Annotated in this window: 17 protein-coding genes and 2 pseudogenes; 7 read left to right on the forward strand and 12 right to left on the reverse strand. The window is 58.2% G+C overall.

What is annotated here, in order from left to right:
- Window positions 1-6: 6 nt before the first annotated feature.
- The 5 genes from C446_RS18340 to C446_RS00345 all read right to left on the reverse strand — a co-directional run bounded on the left by C446_RS18340 (window position 7) and on the right by C446_RS00345 (window position 4501).
- Window positions 7-1155: a polysaccharide pyruvyl transferase family protein gene (locus C446_RS18340; RefSeq protein WP_152419327.1), complete on the reverse strand. Its 1149-nt coding sequence runs from the start codon at window positions 1153-1155 to the stop codon at window positions 7-9.
- A gap of 81 nt (window positions 1156-1236) precedes the next feature.
- Window positions 1237-1920, reverse strand: coding sequence for a ParB N-terminal domain-containing protein (locus tag C446_RS18345; RefSeq protein ID WP_152419328.1), 684 nt, complete (start codon window positions 1918-1920; stop codon window positions 1237-1239).
- 65 nt (window positions 1921-1985) lie between these two features.
- On the reverse strand, window positions 1986-3794 hold the full coding sequence (locus C446_RS00335) for an ABC transporter ATP-binding protein (protein WP_049919941.1): 1809 nt from the start codon (window positions 3792-3794) through the stop codon (window positions 1986-1988).
- 131 nt (window positions 3795-3925) lie between these two features.
- Complete coding sequence (locus tag C446_RS00340; protein WP_006671044.1) at window positions 3926-4186, reverse strand: winged-helix domain-containing protein; 261 nt, start codon at window positions 4184-4186, stop codon at window positions 3926-3928.
- 66 nt (window positions 4187-4252) lie between these two features.
- The gene (locus C446_RS00345) at window positions 4253-4501 is read right to left on the reverse strand and encodes a helix-turn-helix domain-containing protein (RefSeq protein ID WP_204365904.1); all 249 of its coding nucleotides are present in this window, start codon (window positions 4499-4501) and stop codon (window positions 4253-4255) included.
- A 242-nt stretch (window positions 4502-4743) separates the two neighbouring features.
- Between C446_RS00345 and C446_RS00350 the strand changes: the two genes are divergently transcribed.
- Entirely contained in the window at window positions 4744-5154 is a 411-nt protein-coding gene (locus tag C446_RS00350; protein ID WP_006671046.1) for a hypothetical protein, read from the forward strand.
- On the forward strand, window positions 5144-5746 hold the full coding sequence (locus tag C446_RS00355) for a hypothetical protein (RefSeq protein ID WP_006671047.1): 603 nt from the start codon (window positions 5144-5146) through the stop codon (window positions 5744-5746). Before C446_RS00350 ends, C446_RS00355 begins: the two co-directional genes overlap by 11 nt.
- A gap of 155 nt (window positions 5747-5901) precedes the next feature.
- Here the strand turns inward: C446_RS00355 and C446_RS00360 are convergent, their stop codons facing one another.
- The gene (locus C446_RS00360) at window positions 5902-6414 is read right to left on the reverse strand and encodes a DUF3368 domain-containing protein (protein WP_006671048.1); all 513 of its coding nucleotides are present in this window, start codon (window positions 6412-6414) and stop codon (window positions 5902-5904) included.
- Between the two features lie 6 nt (window positions 6415-6420).
- The gene (locus C446_RS00365) at window positions 6421-6711 is read right to left on the reverse strand and encodes a UPF0175 family protein (RefSeq protein WP_006671049.1); all 291 of its coding nucleotides are present in this window, start codon (window positions 6709-6711) and stop codon (window positions 6421-6423) included.
- Window positions 6712-6837: 126 nt separating this feature from the next.
- On the opposite strand from C446_RS00365, the pseudogene C446_RS19720 reads away from it, so the two are divergent.
- Both C446_RS19720 and C446_RS00370 read left to right on the forward strand, forming a co-directional pair.
- Window positions 6838-7020: pseudogene (locus C446_RS19720) on the forward strand (hypothetical protein); the annotation flags it as partial.
- Window positions 7021-7212: 192 nt separating this feature from the next.
- The gene (locus C446_RS00370) at window positions 7213-8796 is read left to right on the forward strand and encodes an AMP-binding protein (RefSeq protein WP_083861034.1); all 1584 of its coding nucleotides are present in this window, start codon (window positions 7213-7215) and stop codon (window positions 8794-8796) included.
- A 186-nt stretch (window positions 8797-8982) separates the two neighbouring features.
- On the opposite strand, the gene C446_RS00375 is transcribed toward C446_RS00370, so the two are convergent.
- From C446_RS00375 to C446_RS00385, 3 genes are all read right to left on the reverse strand, one after another.
- Window positions 8983-10017 carry a transcription initiation factor IIB gene (locus tag C446_RS00375; protein ID WP_006671052.1) on the reverse strand — a complete coding sequence of 345 codons (1035 nt, stop codon included), beginning with the start codon at window positions 10015-10017 and terminating at the stop codon, window positions 8983-8985.
- Between the two features lie 203 nt (window positions 10018-10220).
- Window positions 10221-11132: a DUF4330 family protein gene (locus tag C446_RS00380; RefSeq protein ID WP_006671053.1), complete on the reverse strand. Its 912-nt coding sequence runs from the start codon at window positions 11130-11132 to the stop codon at window positions 10221-10223.
- A gap of 385 nt (window positions 11133-11517) precedes the next feature.
- The gene (locus tag C446_RS00385; RefSeq protein ID WP_152419329.1) at window positions 11518-12132 is read right to left on the reverse strand and encodes a hypothetical protein; all 615 of its coding nucleotides are present in this window, start codon (window positions 12130-12132) and stop codon (window positions 11518-11520) included.
- Between the two features lie 509 nt (window positions 12133-12641).
- On the opposite strand from C446_RS00385, the gene C446_RS00390 reads away from it, so the two are divergent.
- Window positions 12642-12920: a hypothetical protein gene (locus C446_RS00390; protein WP_006671055.1), complete on the forward strand. Its 279-nt coding sequence runs from the start codon at window positions 12642-12644 to the stop codon at window positions 12918-12920.
- A gap of 872 nt (window positions 12921-13792) precedes the next feature.
- Here the strand turns inward: C446_RS00390 and C446_RS00400 are convergent.
- A complete protein-coding gene (locus C446_RS00400; RefSeq protein WP_049919952.1) occupies window positions 13793-15262 on the reverse strand; it encodes a hypothetical protein in 1470 nt (489 codons plus the stop codon).
- 752 nt (window positions 15263-16014) lie between these two features.
- Between C446_RS00400 and C446_RS00405 the strand changes: the two genes are divergently transcribed.
- A complete protein-coding gene (locus tag C446_RS00405; protein ID WP_006671058.1) occupies window positions 16015-16500 on the forward strand; it encodes a hypothetical protein in 486 nt (161 codons plus the stop codon).
- Window positions 16501-16700: 200 nt separating this feature from the next.
- Window positions 16701-17428: pseudogene (locus C446_RS00410) on the forward strand (IS1/IS1595 family N-terminal zinc-binding domain-containing protein).
- Between the two features lie 252 nt (window positions 17429-17680).
- Here the strand turns inward: C446_RS00410 and larC are convergent.
- Window positions 17681-19171, reverse strand: a complete 1491-nt coding sequence (gene larC, locus C446_RS00415; protein ID WP_006671060.1) for a nickel pincer cofactor biosynthesis protein LarC — start codon at window positions 19169-19171, stop codon at window positions 17681-17683.
- Window positions 19172-19368 lie beyond the last annotated feature (197 nt).

Consider the following 19368-nt stretch of genomic DNA (forward strand, 5'->3'; position numbering starts at 1 on the left):
CTTGTCCTATATACTTACGTCTTCACTGACCATCCGACTAAATTCCCCTACTTGTTTGTTCTTTTCTTCTTCTAGTTTTCTTTCATTTGGAACCATTATACTACCTGACTCTGATTTTGAAACTACTCCTCGATCATGGAGGTTTTCAAAGAGTTTCGCTCGAGGAGTTTCAAAGTAGAACGCAGCCTCATTCCCGTATGATATTGTGGGTATACAAGCATGGATGCGGTCGGAGTAGGTTACCTCTGTGTTACTATAAACGAATAAATAATCTTCTAAACAATCGGAAATAATTGCATTTTCTGACGAGAGGAAGTCCTCCTTTATTGGCTCATAGAAATTTGATTTAAACAAAGCGCTTATTCTATTTGAAAACCCAATCCCTGGATTTCGAAATGGACCATGATTAGTTCTGAGAACCGTGGTCTGTGTATTTATTTCCGGTGCTTGTATCTTATCAAAGCAAGTAGCAATAAACGTCTTGTTTGCAGAAGGTGGCGAGTGCCAATCATTTATAAATAGCCCACAATCAATTCCAGAGTACGCTTCGGGTGCAATATCATGATACTTTCTGTATGCTTCAGGATCTCTGGTTATTATGCCTGCGGGTACAATATCATCTAAATAGTCGCGAACGTAATCAGTGGTTCCTTTGTCGTAGTCAGCACCACCAACACCGACAAGGAATATGGGAATATTTCTCTTTTGGAGATCGCGGAGAATCGGCTTGCAAACTGCCAATCCCCCACCTAATACACACCCTGGCAGAACAGCTAGGTCAAAATCAATAAGACTCGCTATATTGGAAAGATCCGTATTTCCTTCTTCCCAATTAGTTATCCATGTCGGGATATCTGGGTTAGTGGGTGTTTGTGCTCCAGTTGGTGATTGTGACTTCTTAACTAACAAGTCATGCACTGGTGTAAGCAGTTTAGATAGCAAATCAGAGTTGGATACCATTGATTTGATTTCTGTTTCAGCTGAGCTTATAAATCCAGACGTTGATTGTATACGCGAAGAAATATAGTTTGGATATGCACTAACCTCAATGACTTCTGACTTGGGGAAAGCTTCTTTAATAAGAGATCGTGTGCCTTTTTCAATAACCGCGTTTCCGATATTTTGCTTCCATGTCCTAATGAGCAATATTTTCATATAATGTACGTTATATTTCTGTGTATTTAAAGCTGGTGTAGTTCAGCTCTCGTCAGCATGGCACTGGTAGAAAATAATGAATTACTCATAATACTTCGGGTGACGAGTAACTATCTGAACGGGAATCAAATCAATATTAAGTACCTTTGAGAGACAGAGTCGGTGTATGCCATCTACAAATAATAATTGGCCGTTTCTCCCTCTGTCAACAAGTATTTCTCCCCGGCGACATTTCGAAACAGGTCGGGGTAACTTTCGACCTCGTTTGGTTAGTTCACGGTTTGATAACAATCCTTTTTCTTGGATGGATTCGTATAGATCATCTAGCTTTTCACATCTTCTCTGGAGTTCTTTTTTACTTTTAGACCCATGCCAAGTCGGAGACCCAGTATTAATTCGGCTAAGTGCATATTGGTAAGCAGGAGTGTTTTTCCACTTCTTTCCGCATACGTATCTTTCACGGATGGATTTATGGATATAATCGTTAAGGCCCTCTGCTTTCCAGTCTTCATCATCAATACCGCAAACAGGCCGAATCGTACCACAGTCCCACTCACCTGAACAAATTGAACCGATCTCGTCTTTTATTGAGTTCGTATTCTCATATTCTCTATTGGAATAATAGCTGATCCTTTTCGGAGAGACGTACTTAAGCGACGTTATAGCCGATGGCTCCGGATCTCCACGCATGCATGCTTGTCGCTTAATTATTGAATCAATTACATTCGCATACTCTCCCCAGGCATGCCCAAGTAATCTTCTCATTTTGGTGGCCGTTCTTGTCCTTTCATAAGTAATATCGTCTAATAGCCGTTCCCTTCACACATTTATTACACTTCTTCCGACTGTATCTTATATAGCTCAGCATATTGTCCTTCGCTGTCAATGAGTTCTCCATGTTCACCGATTTCGATTATTTTGCCCTCATGTACAGTATATATTCTGTCAGCGTTTTTGACTGTTGATAGTCGGTGTGCAACTCCGACCATCGCGTACTCCTGATCCATATCCTCGATAGATTCTTGCACTTGCCGTTCCAAATTCGAGTCTAAGTCACTTGTCGCCTCGTCAAGAATCAATACCTCCGCATCCTTCAACAGCGCTCGAGCCAGTGCCACCCGTTGTTTCTGCCCGCCGGACAACCGAACGCCATCATCACCTAACTGCGTTTCGTAGCCGTCTGGCATGTCCTCGAGGAACTCGTCTACCTTCGCGATCTCACAGACACGATCTAGTTCCCCATCGCTCACGTCCCGATTCCCGATGGTCAGGTTGTACCGGAGTGTGTCGTTGAAGATGAATGGGTCCTGTTGCACGACTGCGACCTTCGAACGCCACCCGTCGATATCCATTTCGTGAATCGATCGACCATTTGCCCGGATCTCTCCGGAGTCGGGCTCGTACATCCGCGCCAGCAGGGAGATAATCGTCGACTTTCCAGCTCCCGATTGGCCGACGAATCCGATAAACTCGCCTTTCTCGAACTCGAGCGAAATCCCCGAGAGGGCCTCGTCGTCCTGACCTTGATACGAGAAGTGCAGAGCGTCGACCTCGACGTGTTCGATTTCCGCCGGGACGGGTTCGTCCGCAGTCTCGGGTTCTCGACTCGCCTCGAGTTCGTCGAGGAACCGCTGAGTCCGAACTAGATGTGGGAGGTTGTTTTCCACCTTGTAGACGAGCTTGTTCACACGGCTGGCTTTCGGACCAAGACGGAACATCGCGAAGAGGAACACGCCGAGCGCGCCGAGTGACATCTCGGCGAAGGTGATCGCGAGATAGATCAACAGGAAGACGGATACTGCGGTCAGCAGATTGTAGAAGCTATTGATACCTTGCTCGTTACGTCGGAGTTTGATGCTCGATTGGGCGAAGCTGTTTACCGAAGTAAGGAAGTCGTCGTACAACTCCGATTTCAGTCCGAAGAGCTTGGTGTCACGAATTCCCTGTGTGCCGGCCTGTGCAGCCTCCTGTAGTCGCTCGTTTGCCTCCGCGACTTGATTCCCGAGTTCGTATCCTGGCTCGAGGACGTACCGAAATAGTACGGTAAACCCACCGAGAAACACGAGCGCGAACAACGTGAGAAATGGGGCGAGAACGAGCGCAACGAATAGGTACATCAGAGCGAGGAGTGATTGTTCGATCAAGTCTACGACGTACTTGATCGTTCGTCCAGCGTACTCCGCCTGCGTCACGATCGCGTTCAGGATGTCGTCCGAACCTTCGCGGTCGAAGTACTCGATCCGTGCGTCGAGTGCATTGTCGAACGCCTGCTTTTGAATCTCACGCGTGTAGTCGATCACCAGCGCCTCTCGCATCCAGCGAACGAAGAACGTCATCGTCCATCGTACGGCTAGCACAGCACTCACGCCGGTAACCACGAGCCCGAGCGTAAACGGAATCCCAAGAAAGTCGTAGGCCATCACGAACAGTTGCATCACTCCATCGGCTTCCGCAGTTGGATCACCGGGAGACTGGACGATCTCCACGATGGGCATGATGAAACCTAGTCCGACACCTTCTAACAACGCGGCAAAGACACCGCCAACGATAATCGCAACTACGAGTTTGGGGCGATATCGCGCGACACGGAGGAGTGCGCGCAATTGCTCACGTCTACTGATCGTCTCCCCGTCAGTCATCGTATGTTCGATTCATACAGTCGGTGTTATATCCGTTGGTCTCCGAGTAGCAATTAGGTTGGTACGTCGGAAATTACCATGCTCTGGACTGTGTTCGTCAGTGGGATTTGACCAAAACCGACGGGGTAGTACTAGTCCTCTGAGTCTTCAAGTTCTTCTAGCTCTAACTCTCCCGCCAGATACGCCTCACCCATTGGGGTGAGTTGATAGTAGCCTGCGTCGTCGACCTTTTCGATGAGTCCGTGATCTTCCAGTTCTCCTAGTCGTTGACGAACAGTCGAGTACCCGATTTCGTGCCCGTGCCGATTCAAGTTTCGATAGAGTGGCTTCGCTGGCAACTCGAGGTCGTGCTCGGCGAGGAACTCGAGGATGAGCCCGTCTTTTAGCGACATCCACTCTGGTCGAGGGCGCATTCTCTGTAAGAGTTCGAAATCAACTATCGGGTGTCAACACGAGATTCAGGAAGAAGACTCACTGTTTTGTTCGAGTTCGCTCGCATCGAGATCCCCTTCGAGATACGCTTCGGCCGATTCAGAGAGGATGTAGTACCCTCTCGAGGGTTTCTCTACCAATCCATACGAGGTGAGCTTCCGACACCGAACCCCAATGTAGTCGTTGTTCCGATCGATCTCCTCTGCGATCGATTTTGGTGTGCCAGCACCGTGCGTGTCGAGGTACTCGAGAATCTCATCGTCTGCCCGCGTCATCCACTCGGCACGCTTTCGCATCTGTATAGCACTGCGAAAGGGAGTTCTATCAATCTACACTGAAGCAGTGGTATAGATGTCTATTACATCCTTAAAAAGATGCAAAGCATAGATTTATGTCATTGAGAATTATTTTACTAGACAACGGGTAACGGATCTAGCGACGATCCAGAAGTGAATCGCGACCCGGTGGTGGAGACACCGAGTCCGCGAGAAGCTCCCGTAACCACGCTACGGAAGCCATGGCAAACGACCATTCACGGGGACTTGAAACCCCCGACCGATCGGAATCGACTCGAGAAACGACCACCGAAACCCTGCTGTACGACGATCGGCTCACAGCCATCGACCGCGCGGCGAGACGACTACTCGAGGACATCCGCGACGACGAGAATCTCGAGGCGGGGCCGCTGGCGCGACACCTCCGGGAGATCCGCGCGGAAGTCGACTCCGTCGAACGGGAGTTGCACACACAGCGGGACCGGCCGGCCGACGCCCCGGCTGTCGATCCTTCGACACGTGCGGGGAACGGCTCGCGGTCGATCCGCGGGCCGGACCCGGAGACCTTCGAGCGGTGGGAGCAGGACCGATCGCACACCCCTCCAGAGCCGAACGCAGACGCGGAGTCGGGAGGTGAGGACGATGGAGCGTAACCCGGCCGACCACCAGACCGCCGATCACGACCGGACCCCCACCACGGACCTCGACTCCTTCCAGAACGAACTCGAGCACCTCCGCGAAACCACCAGGTCCCTCACAAAGCGCATCGACACGCTCGAGGCCGAACTCGAAGCAAAAGACAACCGAATCGAGAAACTCGAGGCCGAGCGAGACGAGTACCGAGAACGCACGGCCGAGCTCGAGGACCGAGTCGCCGATCTCGAGGCCGATCGGGCCCGCCTCGAGAGTCTTGCCGAGGCGGCCTGCAACGAGGCGAGTACCAACAGGGACCGACTCGCCGAACTCCAGGCCCGCGAACTCGAGAAGGGAGCCCACCTGCGTGCCGAGTTCGTTCCCGACGGCCGCCTCGAGCGCATCACCACGGACGACGGCGCGGCCTACTACCGACTATCGGAGAGTGCGGACCCGCTAGACGGGGACGACACCACGCTCGCCTACGGCGACCTCCTGCCGGTCCAGCAACTCGCCCGTATGGACGAGGTCGGCGGTCGGCTACCGGTGGGTCCATCCCTCGAGTGGTCGTCAGTGGGTACGACAGGCGACAGGAGTCGGAGGGACCCCTGACGACAACAGCTGTCACTGGAGTGTACCGTCGTTGCTGGAGCAACTCGTCGACGGCTGGTCGTGTGCGACAATTTCAGATGTCTTGGACCGGAGTAGAGGCCTCGAGCGTTTTGCTCTCCGTCTCGGCCTGTGGATCGACGAGAAGGTTCAGTAGTTTACGCGTCGAGATGCTCCAACTTCCGAATCAGTTTCGCATAGAGATCGGGAGCGCAGTGCCATCCCGCCTCCATGATTGAGTCAATCGTCTCGCGGGCTTCAGCGACAGACAGATCGCCCCTTTTCGCAGCCAGCAAAACGAGATACGCCGTTCCCTTCGTCTCGATATCCGCAACTTCCGCAGCGGTTCGGCCGTACGCTTCGTCCATTACAGCAATCCCGTCGCGGGAATGCGCACAGGCCAGTACTGCAATATCTGGCTCACTCAAATTCGGATTGTGGCGTAATCGCTTGGTGAGCTCAGTTTCCTCAACTGAAATAACCTCAAAAAGTCCGTCACTGACACAGTGTTCGATTCGACGCGCATCGGGGTATCCTTCTTCGAGACCGGTTGTAACGACTTCGTCGTACACGCGGGTAGGAATATACCGCTCTCCCTCGAGATGTGCAAGAATCCGCAGTTGATCGACCTTCGCGAGATAGATGAGTGGCGTCGCATCAAAAACCCACATTCGAACTCACAACTCCTCGAGGTCGGATTCGAGATGGTCTCGAGACACCCACGTGATGTCGTGTTCGTGTGCGAGTTGAGTGAACTCCCAGACGGACATTCCTGCGAGATCGGCCCCTTTTGTGACCGTTATCTCGCCAGCAGCGAGTTTCTCTAACGCTTGTTCCCGGCGCCATTCGGCTAATCCCTCCGCAAGGAACTTTCGAACGGCTGTACTCCGGTCCAATCGCTCTTCTTCGAGATACTGTTCAAGTTCTTTCTCGAGATCGTCTGGCACTCGTGTCGAGATCGTCCCCATATTGTGTACTTTGTTTGCATCGTATACAAATATTGTCCCCGCCGATCGCTTCGACGTTCTCGAAGAAATCAAACTAGATCGCGAGGAGATTGCACGTTCCACGATGCGGGGGAGAAATCCGCAGTGAGCGACATATACGCGAAAAAGCTGGTCTTAAGAGTGATCGATTCTATGCTGGCTCTCTCGAATCATCAGTTGGCCGCTCACGAACGGACCAAACGCAAGAACGGCCTCGAGTACACCGAACGGCGGCTCGGACTCCCAACTGCTGCAACAATTTCTGGCGAGACAACGGGAGACGAACAGTAACAGCCAGTGACAGCTGGTGTCCTCGGGTGACCGGGGACAGTGGGGTCAGCGTACGCCTCGAGAGGGGCCATCGACCGCTCCAGGAGACCACCTATCCACCACGCACGCGGTTGTTCGAGGGTCGGCTACTGGTGGGTCCATCCCTCGAGTGGTCGTCAGTGGGCACGACAGGCGACAGGAGTCGGAGGGCCCTTGACGACAACAGCTCTGGGCGACCGTACAGGGAACTCGACGTACGAGGTACAGGTGTCGCTTTCGAACGGAAGCTACGTCCAAGGTGAGTGTAGTTGTCCCGACGATACGGTTCCGTGCAAGCACATCGTCGCAGCCGTGCTCGCGAGTGGGGATGTCGAAGTCGTCGGGGGCGACCGGGTGATGCATCTGTTCCCGCGCCATCCCGATGCCTTCGCGATCCAGTTAGGTGCGCTTGCCGTCGGCGCGCTCCTCGTCCCGTGTTCGGCGATGCTCCGGGCGAACGACGTCGCGTTCCGTGCTGAAGACTGTGCGGCTTCGACCGTCGTCGTCCACGAGTCGCTCACCGACATGGTCGAACCCCTGATCGCGGACACGCCACTCGAGCGTGTGATCGTCCTGGACGGTGACGCGGACACCGTCCGGAACGACGGCTGGGAGACGTTCGACGCCGTCACCGAGGGCCAGCCGACGACCTACGACGGTCCCGACCTCGCGGCCGCGGACCCGATGTCGATCAACTACACCAGCGGGACGACCGGCCAGCCCAAACCAGTGCTCCACAAACACCGCTGGATGTACTGTTTCAATGCGGTCAACGCGCCGTACTGGTGGGGAATCGACGAGGAGACCGACCTCGAGTCGGAACTGCTGTGGGCCACCACGGGGACGGGCTGGGCGAAGTGGTTCTGGAGCCCGGTCGGCGTCGGGCTGACGACCGGCGCGACGCAACTCGTCTACGACGGGGAGTTCGAACCCGATGCGTTCCTCGAGGTCCTCGAAACCGAAGGCGTCACCAGACTCTGTGCGGTTCCGACCCAGTACCGTATGTTCGCCAACGCCGATCTCGAGGCCTACGATGTCGAGCTGACGGACGCGCTCTCGGCTGGGGAACCGCTCAACCGGGAGCCGATCGAGCGCATCGAGGAGGCCTGGGGCGTCACCCCGCGGGACGGCTACGGACAGACGGAGACGGTCGCACTCGTGGCGAACCATCCCGGGATCGATGTCGAACCCGGGAGTATGGGCAAGCCGACGCCCGGCGTCGGCGCGACGATCGTCGACGTCGACGAGGACGAACCGGTCGAACCGGGCGAGATCGGCGAGATCGCGGTCCCGGTCGACTCGCCGGCGATCTTCGACGGCTACTACGAGAACCCGCATCTCGACGAGCGGGCTCTTTCCGGAGAGTACTACCGGACCGGCGACCTGGCCTCGAGAGACGAGAACGGTTACTTCTTCTTCGAGGGGCGGGCCGACGACATCATCATCTCGTCGGGCTACCGAATCGGTCCCTTCGAAGTCGAGGATACACTCGTCGCGCACGATGCCGTCGCCGAGGCCGCCGCCGTCGGGAGTCCACACGAAGAGCGTGGCAGCGTCGTCAAAGCTTACGTGGTCCTCGCCGAAGACTACGAGCCAACCCAGCAACTCACGGACGAACTCCAGGCGTTCACGAAGGCGGAGACCGCACCGTACAAGTACCCGCGTCGGATCGAGTACGTCGACGAACTGCCCAAGACCTCGAGCGGAAAAATCCGCCGCGTCGAACTCCGAGACGCCGAGCAGGACGAGCGAGCGTAGCCACCGAGATCGACTCCGGTTGGTTTCCCGAGCCGTTCGGCGGTACGGACCCGGTTTCGGACTCGGTTCCGTGCGGACATCCCACTCCCTGATCGGTGCCGCGGGATCGGTCAGCGTCGGCGTGTTCGCCGGCCTCTCCAGTAGGGGGGTCGCGTTCGCACTCCGTTCCCACTGGCCGGATCGCTCTCAGGCACCCGCCTCGTCGGCGTCGTAGATTCCGTACGCCTCGAGCAGCTCCCGATACCGATTCCGTACGGTGAACTTGCTCACGCCGGTCGTCTCGTCGATCGTCTCCTGGGTTACTCGATCGTTCGTCAGCCGACCGGCCGCGTAGATCGCGGCCGCAGTGAGCCCCGCCGGGCTCTTGCCGATGTGCAACTCCTCGGCTTTCGCCGCCTCGAGGACGTCTCGAGCGAGCCGTTCGGTCTCGTCGCTGACCGCGAGATCGGAGGCGAACTGCCGGAGGTACTGCTCGGGTTCGGGCGGGGCGATCTCGAGTTCGAGCTCGCTCGAGAGATAGCGATAGGCGCGTTTGGTCGACTCGTCGTCGACGCGGCTGACCGATTCGAACGCCGAAAACGTCCGCGGGGTACCCTGCTGGCGGGCGGCAGCGTACAGCGAAGCGGTCGTCATCGCCTCGATCGAGCGACCGGGGAGCAACTCCTCCTCGACGGCGCGGCGGTAGATCACCGCTGCAGTCTCCCGACAGGGCTCGGAGAGGCCAAGCGCCGAGGCCATGCGTTCGAGTTCGCCGAGGGCCTGTTTCAGATTGCGCTCTCGGGCGTCTTTCGACGTGAACCGTTCGTTCCAGGTGCGAAGCCGGTTCAGCTGTGCTCGTTTCTCGCCGGAAATCGTGTTTCCGTAGGCGTCCCGGTTCTCCCAGCCGATCGTGGTGCTGAGTCCCTTGTCGTGTCTCCGTTCCGTGATCGGTGCGCCGACGCGGCTTCGATCGCTCGTCTCGCCTTCGAAGGAGCGCCACTCGGGACCGTAATCGATCTCGTCGCCGTCGGACACTAACCCACAGTCCGCACAGACGCGTTCGCCGCGATCGGAGTCGGGACGGATTCGGCCCGCACATTCGGGACAGCGTGCTCGTTCCGGTTCCGGTTCCCGCTCTGCCCGCTCTCGCATCTGCCCCTGCTCCCGCTCCGGGGCCGCGGTAGTGTGCTCGCTTTCCTCCGGCCGCTGGTTTTCGACGGCGGTGGCGGTCGTTCGGGACATACGTAACTGAACGCCAGCGATTTTGGGGTTGTGTGGCGTTCTCGCTCGAGAGTAGGTTTCAAAACCCCATGTATAACGGGTGGTTTCCCAGCCCGTGGGAATCGTCCCCCGTTTCAACCCCATCTCCGGAGCGGTCTCTCGCCAATCACCGTCGTAACTTCGGGACCGACCGCTCGACGCAATCACGACGCCTGCCCGACGAGTCACTCGACGCCGACGACGTCACCTTCGACGACGAGCGTGTCGAAGTCGAGCACGATACTCGAGCCGATCCGGACCGGCTCGCCGCGGAAACGAGCTGTGCTCGTCGACTCCTGGGTCCGTAGCTCCACGGTCAGCGTCACGTCCCGGTTCCGCGGGTGTTCACGTTCGTGGATGTTCCCGTCGTCGCTTACGAGCACGACCGACGCGGGTTCCTCCTCGACGGCGTCGATCCTGGCGTGGGTGTTCCCCCGGACCGTCTCGGTCATGCCTTCCTCAAGTGCGCCGGCGACGCCCGGACTGACGTTTCGCAGTTCGACCTCGGCGGTGGTGGTCGACTCCTCGATGCCGAGTGACGGGTCCTCGAACGAGAGGTCGGTGACGGTGCCGTTCGTCCGGTAGGTGCCCATGTCGAGCTGGCGCTCGTCGCCGAGCAAGAGCGGGTCACCGTCGACGTGGAACTCCTCGCGGCTTTCGTCCCCGCCGACTCCAACGTTCTCGAACTCGAGTCGGACCACGACGTGGGGCTGGACGACGCTGTCTGCCACAGCGTCGATGGTTCGAGTCGTTTCGTTGTTCGCTTCGGCGCTTCTCTCCCCGTCGGCGACGGTTTCGTTCGTCTCCCCGGCGGCCAACGGCGTCACGTAGACGTCGGTGACCGTCACCGTCTCACCGGTACCCTCGAGAACTGCAGTGTTGCCCGTTCGGAGCCGATCGATCACGTAGTCGGGCTGTTGCCCGAGTTCGACCGTCGCGTACCCCGTTTCGCCGTCTTCGGTCGCCGTCTCGTTCGGTTCGCCGCCCGTCACGAGTGCGACCCCCGCCACGACGACGGCCAGCAACAGGAGGACGACGAGTGCGTCGATGACGTTGACGACGCCGAACAGGTTCCCGTCCTCGTCGATCAGTTCCATCGGTGACCTCCTTCGCTCGAGCGGTTCTGGCTCGACTGTGTTCCTGCGGTTCCGTTCGGTCGGCTGCCGGACCTGCGTTGGCGATACTGGGGAGTGCCGTAGCCAAACCCGAGTGGATTACGGCGGCGTCCGTTCCCAGTTCGAGACGGCGGATAGATACACGTCCTCCTCCGAGTACGTGGATGCAAGTTGCCTTCCCAAGCTTTCGGCGTCATCTTTCTGGTCGGGGACCGGAGGACGGCAGTAACCGAGAAATCGAACGTGTGCATGTTGCTGATTACGTGGCAGTTGTACGTAATGCGATGTGTTATGCGTTGTGTGATACGAATCGCTCCGACGGGCGATACACTGGACCTGCTCCCGGCAGTCCTCGGTCGTCGGTCTCTCAACAACTAATTGCTGTCTGAGTCTCGATTCCACCATCCCCGAACCGCATCTCCGTGCGTGACTCACTGCAGTCGGATTCGGTGACCGATATCGCGGTCTCGGCATCGATCCCGTCCGTCTCGATGTCCGTCTCGTAGGTACCGGGTTCGGATACTCCGATCTCGAGGACCGTCTCGTCTTGCAGCGTCTGTGAGCCAGACAGGACACTGTTCCCGTCGCGCTCGAGTGTCACGTCGAACTCCCGCGTGTCCCCTTCGTTGACGACGACGATCGCGTGTCTCCCGGAGATGGCCGACGGATCGTGGTCGTCGACGGCGACGATCGACAGCTCCGCGACCGAGTCTGGATCGTCGACCGCGAGCGTAACCTCGTCGTCGCCACTGTCGTGTTCGTTTCCGGTCTCGCTGCCACCGTCACTACCGCTCCCGTCGTCGACGGCTTCGTTCGGTTCGCCGTCGAACTCGTCCGACGAGTTCCCGCCATCGGTCGTCGTAACCGTTGATTCCGTATCCTCGTCGTTGTCCTCGTTGTCGTTCGACGATGCACCGAGACAACCAGCGAAGACGACGATCCCAGTCCCCCCACCGTACCGGAGGAGCATGCGTCGGTTCATAGCCGACGCCACCAGAGCCCGCCTCAAAACGGTTTTTCATAGGTGTGGGACCGTCAGGATCGCGAACTGGTCGTCCTGATTCGGTACCGATCCGGCCGCATTCGACCCCGCCAATAGCGATAGAAATACCTCTGTTTCACCGGTTAAGCTATGCGTACGCAGGGGTACAAGACGGTATCCGGTTATAAGCACAGTCCGACTCCGGAGCCTGTTTCGCCTCGAATCTCGACGCTGGGGCTCATTACGTCATCCGAGTCCGGAACGGTATGCCCTCGTTTCGCCGCTGGTTGTGCGTTCGAGGCCGACTCGAGCTATCCTCCCGGTGGAGACCGATCCGTCGTTCGAGGCCCGCTCGAACGACCGCCAAAGCGCCACTTACAGTGCCACAATAGCGTGTTTTCGGACCGAACGATTGCAGTCGGTTATACCCGACCCTATCGATGTCCCGCTGCCCCGCGGAGGGGAGCAAACACATGTCCAGCACAACTCGAGTACCGCGTTGTCGGCGCTTGGTAGTCATCGCGATCGCGGTGAGTATGCTCGCGATGGCTATCGGGACCGGCGGTGTAGTGGCGGCGGAAAACGAGACAGTGACGGAGACGACTGGCGAAGTAGTCGAAGAGGTCGAAGCCATCAACGAGAGCACCAACATCGTTGACGAAACGACCGTTACAGACGAGAGCGAGACGGTGGTAGCCGGACCAGACGATGACGTCGATACCGATGCCCTCGTCGGCGAGATCACCGAGACGGTCGGCGACGCGCTCGCCGACACCGGCTGGCTCTGAGGCCTCTAGGAGCCACTGAGCAGCTGTCCGAACCAGTCCCCCGAAGACGGAGGACGGAGCCGGCCCGTTTTCCGGCGGCTCCTGGCCGGCTGCAGCCTCGTCGCCGGTCTACAGGTCCGACGATCTCTCGAACGTTCGAGCAGTCTGTGATCCAGTCATCGTATGTGAGACCGCTCCGTCGACGGCGTCTTCGGCCACCGACGGCGCGTGATCGGTTTCGAACTACGACTCCCGAGTGACTGACGTGATCGACACCTCGTGGTGGGTCGATACGAGTAGCCCCGGCGTCGTCCATCGTCGACGACTCGGTTCTCGCTCCCTGTCTCGAGGAGGTGCCCGACGATACACTCGAGGAGCGGTTTCGTCACCGTCGGGAGCACCCGCTTTGGCCTGTTTTCGATGTCGACCGGAAGCGAACAGTCCATCCCGCGGCGAGCATGACGAACCCGGCCGTAGCGAGGTCGACCGTCATGTGTCTCGGTGCTTCTTTTGTGAGCGAATCGCTGTATCGCCGACCAGTCCGCTCTCGAGTCGTCCCGCCTCACTTGCTTGGTGACGGTCAGCCGGACCAGGCAGTCCCCGCCGACAGTATACCGACCGTAACGATGCCGATACTGATCGCCGATCGATCTGGCGATCAGGTGTGCACTGACTTGCAGTGGCGACGAGAGTTTTCGGTGACCCTCACCAGTGCAGGCAACGTACACCATCGAACAGAGACGGATCGAAAACACCGAGAGAGTTGCTATTTTACGGGCCCAGTAGCCAAACTGCGGACCGTTCAATCGGACCAGACACCGGCCGAGGAACGGAAGAAACGAGAAAATCGAATACGAGCGTCGACGCCGAACTGCAGTCTCGAACTGGTTCAGTTAGGGAGCGGCCCAGACGTTCGTCGCGGCGACGGACGTGAACTGGACGTTCTCGTTCTCCTGGATTGTCAACTGCGCGGAGTCGGCGCTGCCCTCGTCGTCGGCGACGGCGATGGCGGCCTGTTGCTCGTTGACGTTCTCCTGGGTCACGAACTGCACCTGTTCGATCTGCGCGCTGGCGTGTTGCTCGACATCGTTGGTCTGTGCAGCGTCGTAGTCGTAGGCGATACCGGAGACGCCTTCGACCTCGTCACCGCCGAGGCTCACGCTCGTCGTTTCGGAAGCGATGACGCCGTCGTGGACGTGTCCGGGGCCGGCATAGACGTTCAGGGCTTCGGCGAACCCGACCTGTGCGTTGATGTTCTGCTGGTAGGAGATCTGGATGGCGGTGGCGTCGCTACCGTTCGTCGCCATCGCCAGTGCAGTGTTTTGCAGGTTGACGTTCAGCTGTTCGGCACCCTGCTCCTGGGTCACCTCGGAGGTCGCGGTCTGGATCTCCTCGCCACCCTTCTTGTGGTGCTCTTTGTCCTTGTCGTCTTTCTCGCTGTGGAGCTTCTCGAGTGTCTCTTCGGTCTGGACGATGCCGTTGTCGCCGTCGAAGCCGGCGGTCGCGACGTTCATGCCGGGCATCGCGGAGATGACGTTCTCGGCGTCGGCCTCGCCGATCTGCTGGTTGAGGTTCGTCTGCTCGGTGAACTGGATCGCGGTCGCCGTGCTCTCGTTGCCGACGGCGATCGCGACTGCACCGTCTTGCTCGTTGACGTTCATCTGGTCGGTCGACTGCCCTTGCTCGACCGAGGCCTGGGCGGACTGGTCGTCGAATTCGCCACCGCCCATGTAGACGTTGGTGGCGTTAGCGACGCCCTGTTGCAGGTTCTGGTTTGCCTGCTCGGAGTACTGCATCGCGATGGCCTCGCTCTCGTTTTCGGCGATCGCGAAGGCGACGTTCTGCTCGTTGTAGTTGAGCTGGCCGACTTCCTGGACCTGCGTGACCTCGGCGTCAGCCGCCTGGTCGGGGTCGATGTCAGCCTTGTCGCCTTTCTTGTCGGCGACGCCCCAGCCGTCGAAGTGCTTGCCATCGCCGTTGCCGATGACGACGGTCACCGTGCCGACGTCCTCGAACTCGGTCGCCTCCACGCTCGAGGCGGACGCGTCACCGAACTGGACGTTGTCGTTTTGCTGGGTCGCCTCCTGGATCGCGGTGGCTTCACCACCGTCGATCGAGATGGAGGTCGCGTTCGCCATCTGGTTGATGTTCACCTGGTCGACGTCCTGATACTGGGTGACTTCCGCGTCCGCGACGGCGTCACCGGACGCGTGGGATTCGATATACTCCTCGAGAGTCATCTCGCCGAGATCGGCACCGAACACCAGGTAGAGCTCTTCGCCGTCCTCGAGCGCGTGGATCGACTCGTCTCCGGCTTTCGCGTCGTCACCTGCGGCAACCGCGGGTGCACCGCCGGCTACCATCGCTAACGCGACTATACAGGCCATAAGAACCGTCGTACACTGTGAACGTATCGTCGTCGTGTTGGTCATGATTCGTTTGACTTGAGCCGTGAGAGTCGTTTGTTTCTGCATCTCCACGGCGTGAACCTTCGTATCCCGATGACAGACTTTGTTATCTGTCAGTTGATGCAGGTATGAAACGGCCTACTCTCGATATCTCGAGCGTACCCCGGGCGAAACCGATGGCTTCGAATCGCAGGCTTCGGATACCGACAGCTGGAAACCGCCGTGTCGGTCGCTCTGTCCGCAGGCTCGAGGCCGACTCGCGTCCCAACTGCCTGCTTCCATGGTCCGTGTCGCTACGTATCGGCTAGCTGAACGAGAGATTGGAGGCGTAACCCGGTCGCTCGATGGCTGCTCGACGGTGTTCAGACTATATTTCGGTGACGGAACCCGGTCTGGAACCGACGTAATTGGGTAAAACAGTGCGTATACGCTTTTCGTACCGATCTGGGGGGTTCGTTCATCGGGAGGACACACTCTCCGATTACAACTAAACCCGACCCTCAGACGGGCTAATGGGCCAATTCCTGCCGAAACCGTTGTTCGGGTTCAAGTAACACTCCGTGATGAGTGGCGACTGGGCAACGCGTCACAGCGGGAGAATAGGGGAGATGGCGGCACCTACCCCGACGAGACGCTGGTCTGTCGTGGGCCACGGTCTCGTTACGGTCCGCCCGTGTGATGCGTGCCTTACGATCAACGATCAAACCATGAAACGCGCACTCACGCTTACACTGACGGTAGCACTGATCGGGAGCCTCATGTTCATGGGGTTTGCCGGAACTGCTGCGGCACAAGATGAACTGGTCGATGTCGACATCGGGAACCAGACGACCGGCGACGCAACTGCGACGACTGACATCGACATCAACCAAGAGAACAACAACGCACAGCTAGGCGCTGCCGAGGCCCAGACCGGTGACGCCATCGCCCTCAACGACGGTGCCAACGGCGGTGCTCTGGCCGCTGGCCAGCAGAAGGGTGGTGCTGCCGGAGTTGCCGGTGCGACTGACGACGGCGGTGCGTACGCTGCCAACCTGGCTACTGCTGACGTGAACCAGGCCCAGGATGTCGATCAGACCAACAACGCTGAGGTCAGCAACGTCACCACGTCCGCCGAATCCGGTGACAACGTCGGTGTCGGTGTCGAGACCGACATCGAATTCGATGGCAACATCTCCGTTGGAGACCTCTAGGAAGACACATAACCCCGTCGGAATAGCGTAATTTAACCATCCTCTTTTCGTTTTCGCTCATCTGTATCGATGAGTACTTCTTTTGTCAACGAAATACATAACTCGTCTCAAGATGGTCAGCAGAGAGAGCGTCAACGAAGTNCGCTCATCTGTATCGATGAGTACTTCTTTTGTCAACGAAATACATAACTCGTCTCAAGATGGTCAGCAGAGAGAGCGTCAACGAAGTTTTTCTGCCTGACAAGGAGGATTGTCTGGAGTACCTCCGTGAACAGCGATGGCCAGATGAGGTGACGTGTCCGCACTGCGGCAGTGCGGACACGATCAAGAAAGGAACGACGAGGAAAGACGCTCAACGCTACCGCTGTCACAACTGTGACAGCATTTTCAACGATCTAACTGAGACTATTTTTTCGGGGCACCAGCTTTCACTCCCGGAAATGTTCTACATTATTCGGGAGATGGAAGAGTCCACGACAGAACAGACTTCTCAAGAGCTTGATCGAACGTACAAGACGGTCTTGGACTTCGTGCATGAAGTCCAAGACGCTCTTGATGCTGATCCAGAGTTTGACCTCACTGGTGTCTGTGAAGCCGACGAGGTCTACGTGGTTGCTGGTGAGAANTTGAATACGGCGACGAAGACGATTCAGCAATCCTCTGCACAGATCAGTACACCATCTACGATGGAATCGACGAGTACGACGAGATTGATGGCCATCTCGCCATCAATCACGACGAACACTACGTCGTCGGTGACGCTCACACGAATAGCTGTGAGAACCGACATAGCTTCCTTCGCAACTGGTTGCGAAGGTTCCGAGGGGTCTCAAAACACCACTTACAGGGCTATTTGAACTTCTTCAGCTTGACTCTCAACACCGACAACTGGTTCGAGAAAATCTTGAGTACTGACTTCTACAGATGAGCGNCAGGGCTATTTGAACTTCTTCAGCTTGACTCTCAACACCGACAACTGGTTCGAGAAAATCTTGAGTACTGACTTCTACAGATGAGCGTTCGTTTTATTAGCGTACGAGTATCGGTTCCTCCGCGTAGCTTCACGTACCCAGTCGCCATCGAGTGCGACCGAGTATGCAGGTCAGACGGTCCATCATCGGTAGCAGTAGTCGCCAAGAGAGTGACAAAACGACCCGCGACGAGAAGCGAATACGGGGCCTTACGCGTCGTCGATGCCATCCTGGGACCACATCCCCGTTGCGATCGCTTCGGCTCGTTCTATTACCGTCCGGATCGGCACCCCCGCACTCGAGGCGACGCGTTTCGCGTCCTCGTACTCCGTGCTGATGTCGTACACCGTCCCTTCGGTGTCGGTCGCGACTTTCACGGTGACCGCGTAGGTTTCGTCCCCGAACTCCAGGTCCACGGTGTCGAACGACCGCTCGGCGATCCAGCGGTGGGTCGCCCCGGCCTCTCGCACGCCCAGCGTGCCCGTCTCCTCGGCCAGCGCCCGGGCGACGCGGCGTCTGTCTTCGGGTTTACAGACGATCTTCACGAGGTGGCCGGGACGTGATTTCTTCATCGTCGCCGGCAGAACGGAAACGTCTCGTGCGCCCACGTCCGAGAGGGTCTCCTGCAGTCCACCGAGTACCTCCGGCGTCGCGTCGTCGAGGTTCGTCTCGAGCACCGCGATATCGTCCCGGACAAGTTCGCCCGTGCCACCGTCGCCGACGAGCACTCGCAGCACGTTCGGATGCGGCTCGAGGTCGTAGCCTCCGGCTCCGTACCCCGAAGCCGTGATCTCGAGCGACGGCAGCGACTCGACCCCGTCGGCGTAGTAACCCAGGATCGCCGCGCCCGTCGGCGTCAGGAGTTCGGCGTCGACGGGGCCACCCCGGAGCGACCAGTCGGCACGTTCGGCGATTTCGACGACCGCGGGCGTCGGGACGGGAAACTCGCCGTGAGCCATCGCGGCGGTCCCGCCGCCGGTCGACAGCGGCGTGGTGACGACCCGGTCGACGTCCAGGTCGTGGATCAACGTGGCGGCACCGACCACGTCGGCGATCGCGTCGTCGGCACCAACCTCGTGGAAGTGGATCTCCGCGAGGTCGTCGCCGTGGACGCTGGCCTCGGCTTCCCCGAGGAGTTCGAAGATGGCCAGCGCGTCGCGTTCGACGGCCTCCGGGAGGGCCATCCGTTCGACGATTTCGCGGACCTCGAGGTAGCTTCGGTGGGGGCCGCGGCCTTCGGCGTGGACGCGGGTGGTGGCGTCGTTGTCGTGATCGTGGCTGTGGCCGTGGTTGGGATCGTGGCTGTGGCTGTGGTCGGCTGATCTCGAGTGGTCGTGGCTGTGGCTGTGGTCGTCTCCGTGATCGTGATCGTGGTCGTGGTCCGGATTCGAGTGGTCGCTTTCGTGTTCGTGTCCGTCTCCGTCTCCGTGTTCGTGCTCGTGCTCGTTCTCGTGCCCCTGGACGCCACTCCCTTCGGCACCGTCATCCTCAGTCAAAAACACGTCCACGCTCGTCGCGGCGATGCCACACTTGACTGTCTCCTCGAGCCGGTACTCGAGTGCTAGCTCGTCGGTTACAGCCTCGAGAGCGGCTGGATCAGCGCCGGCGTCGAGCAGGGAAGCGAGGATCATGTCGCCGCTTGCGCCCATACGGCCGTCGAAGGCGAGGGTTCGTGTCGTCGTGGTCGCGGTTTCGGCCATAGCTGTGTGGGAGAGAGGCACGGCCAAAAACCCACCTTCTCGATGGCGGAGTCGGTGCCGAGGAGGGGATCAAATCCGCCGATGCCGTCACATCTATGTATCCGCCACCCGTTGTTTGAATTGGTAGCATCTAGCACAACCCAGGCTAGCAAAAAGCCTATCCGATCACGAATCGGAGTCATTGACATCGCCGTCCA

The organism is Halobiforma nitratireducens JCM 10879 (assembly GCF_000337895.1).
GTDB lineage: Archaea > Halobacteriota > Halobacteria > Halobacteriales > Natrialbaceae > Natronobacterium > Natronobacterium nitratireducens.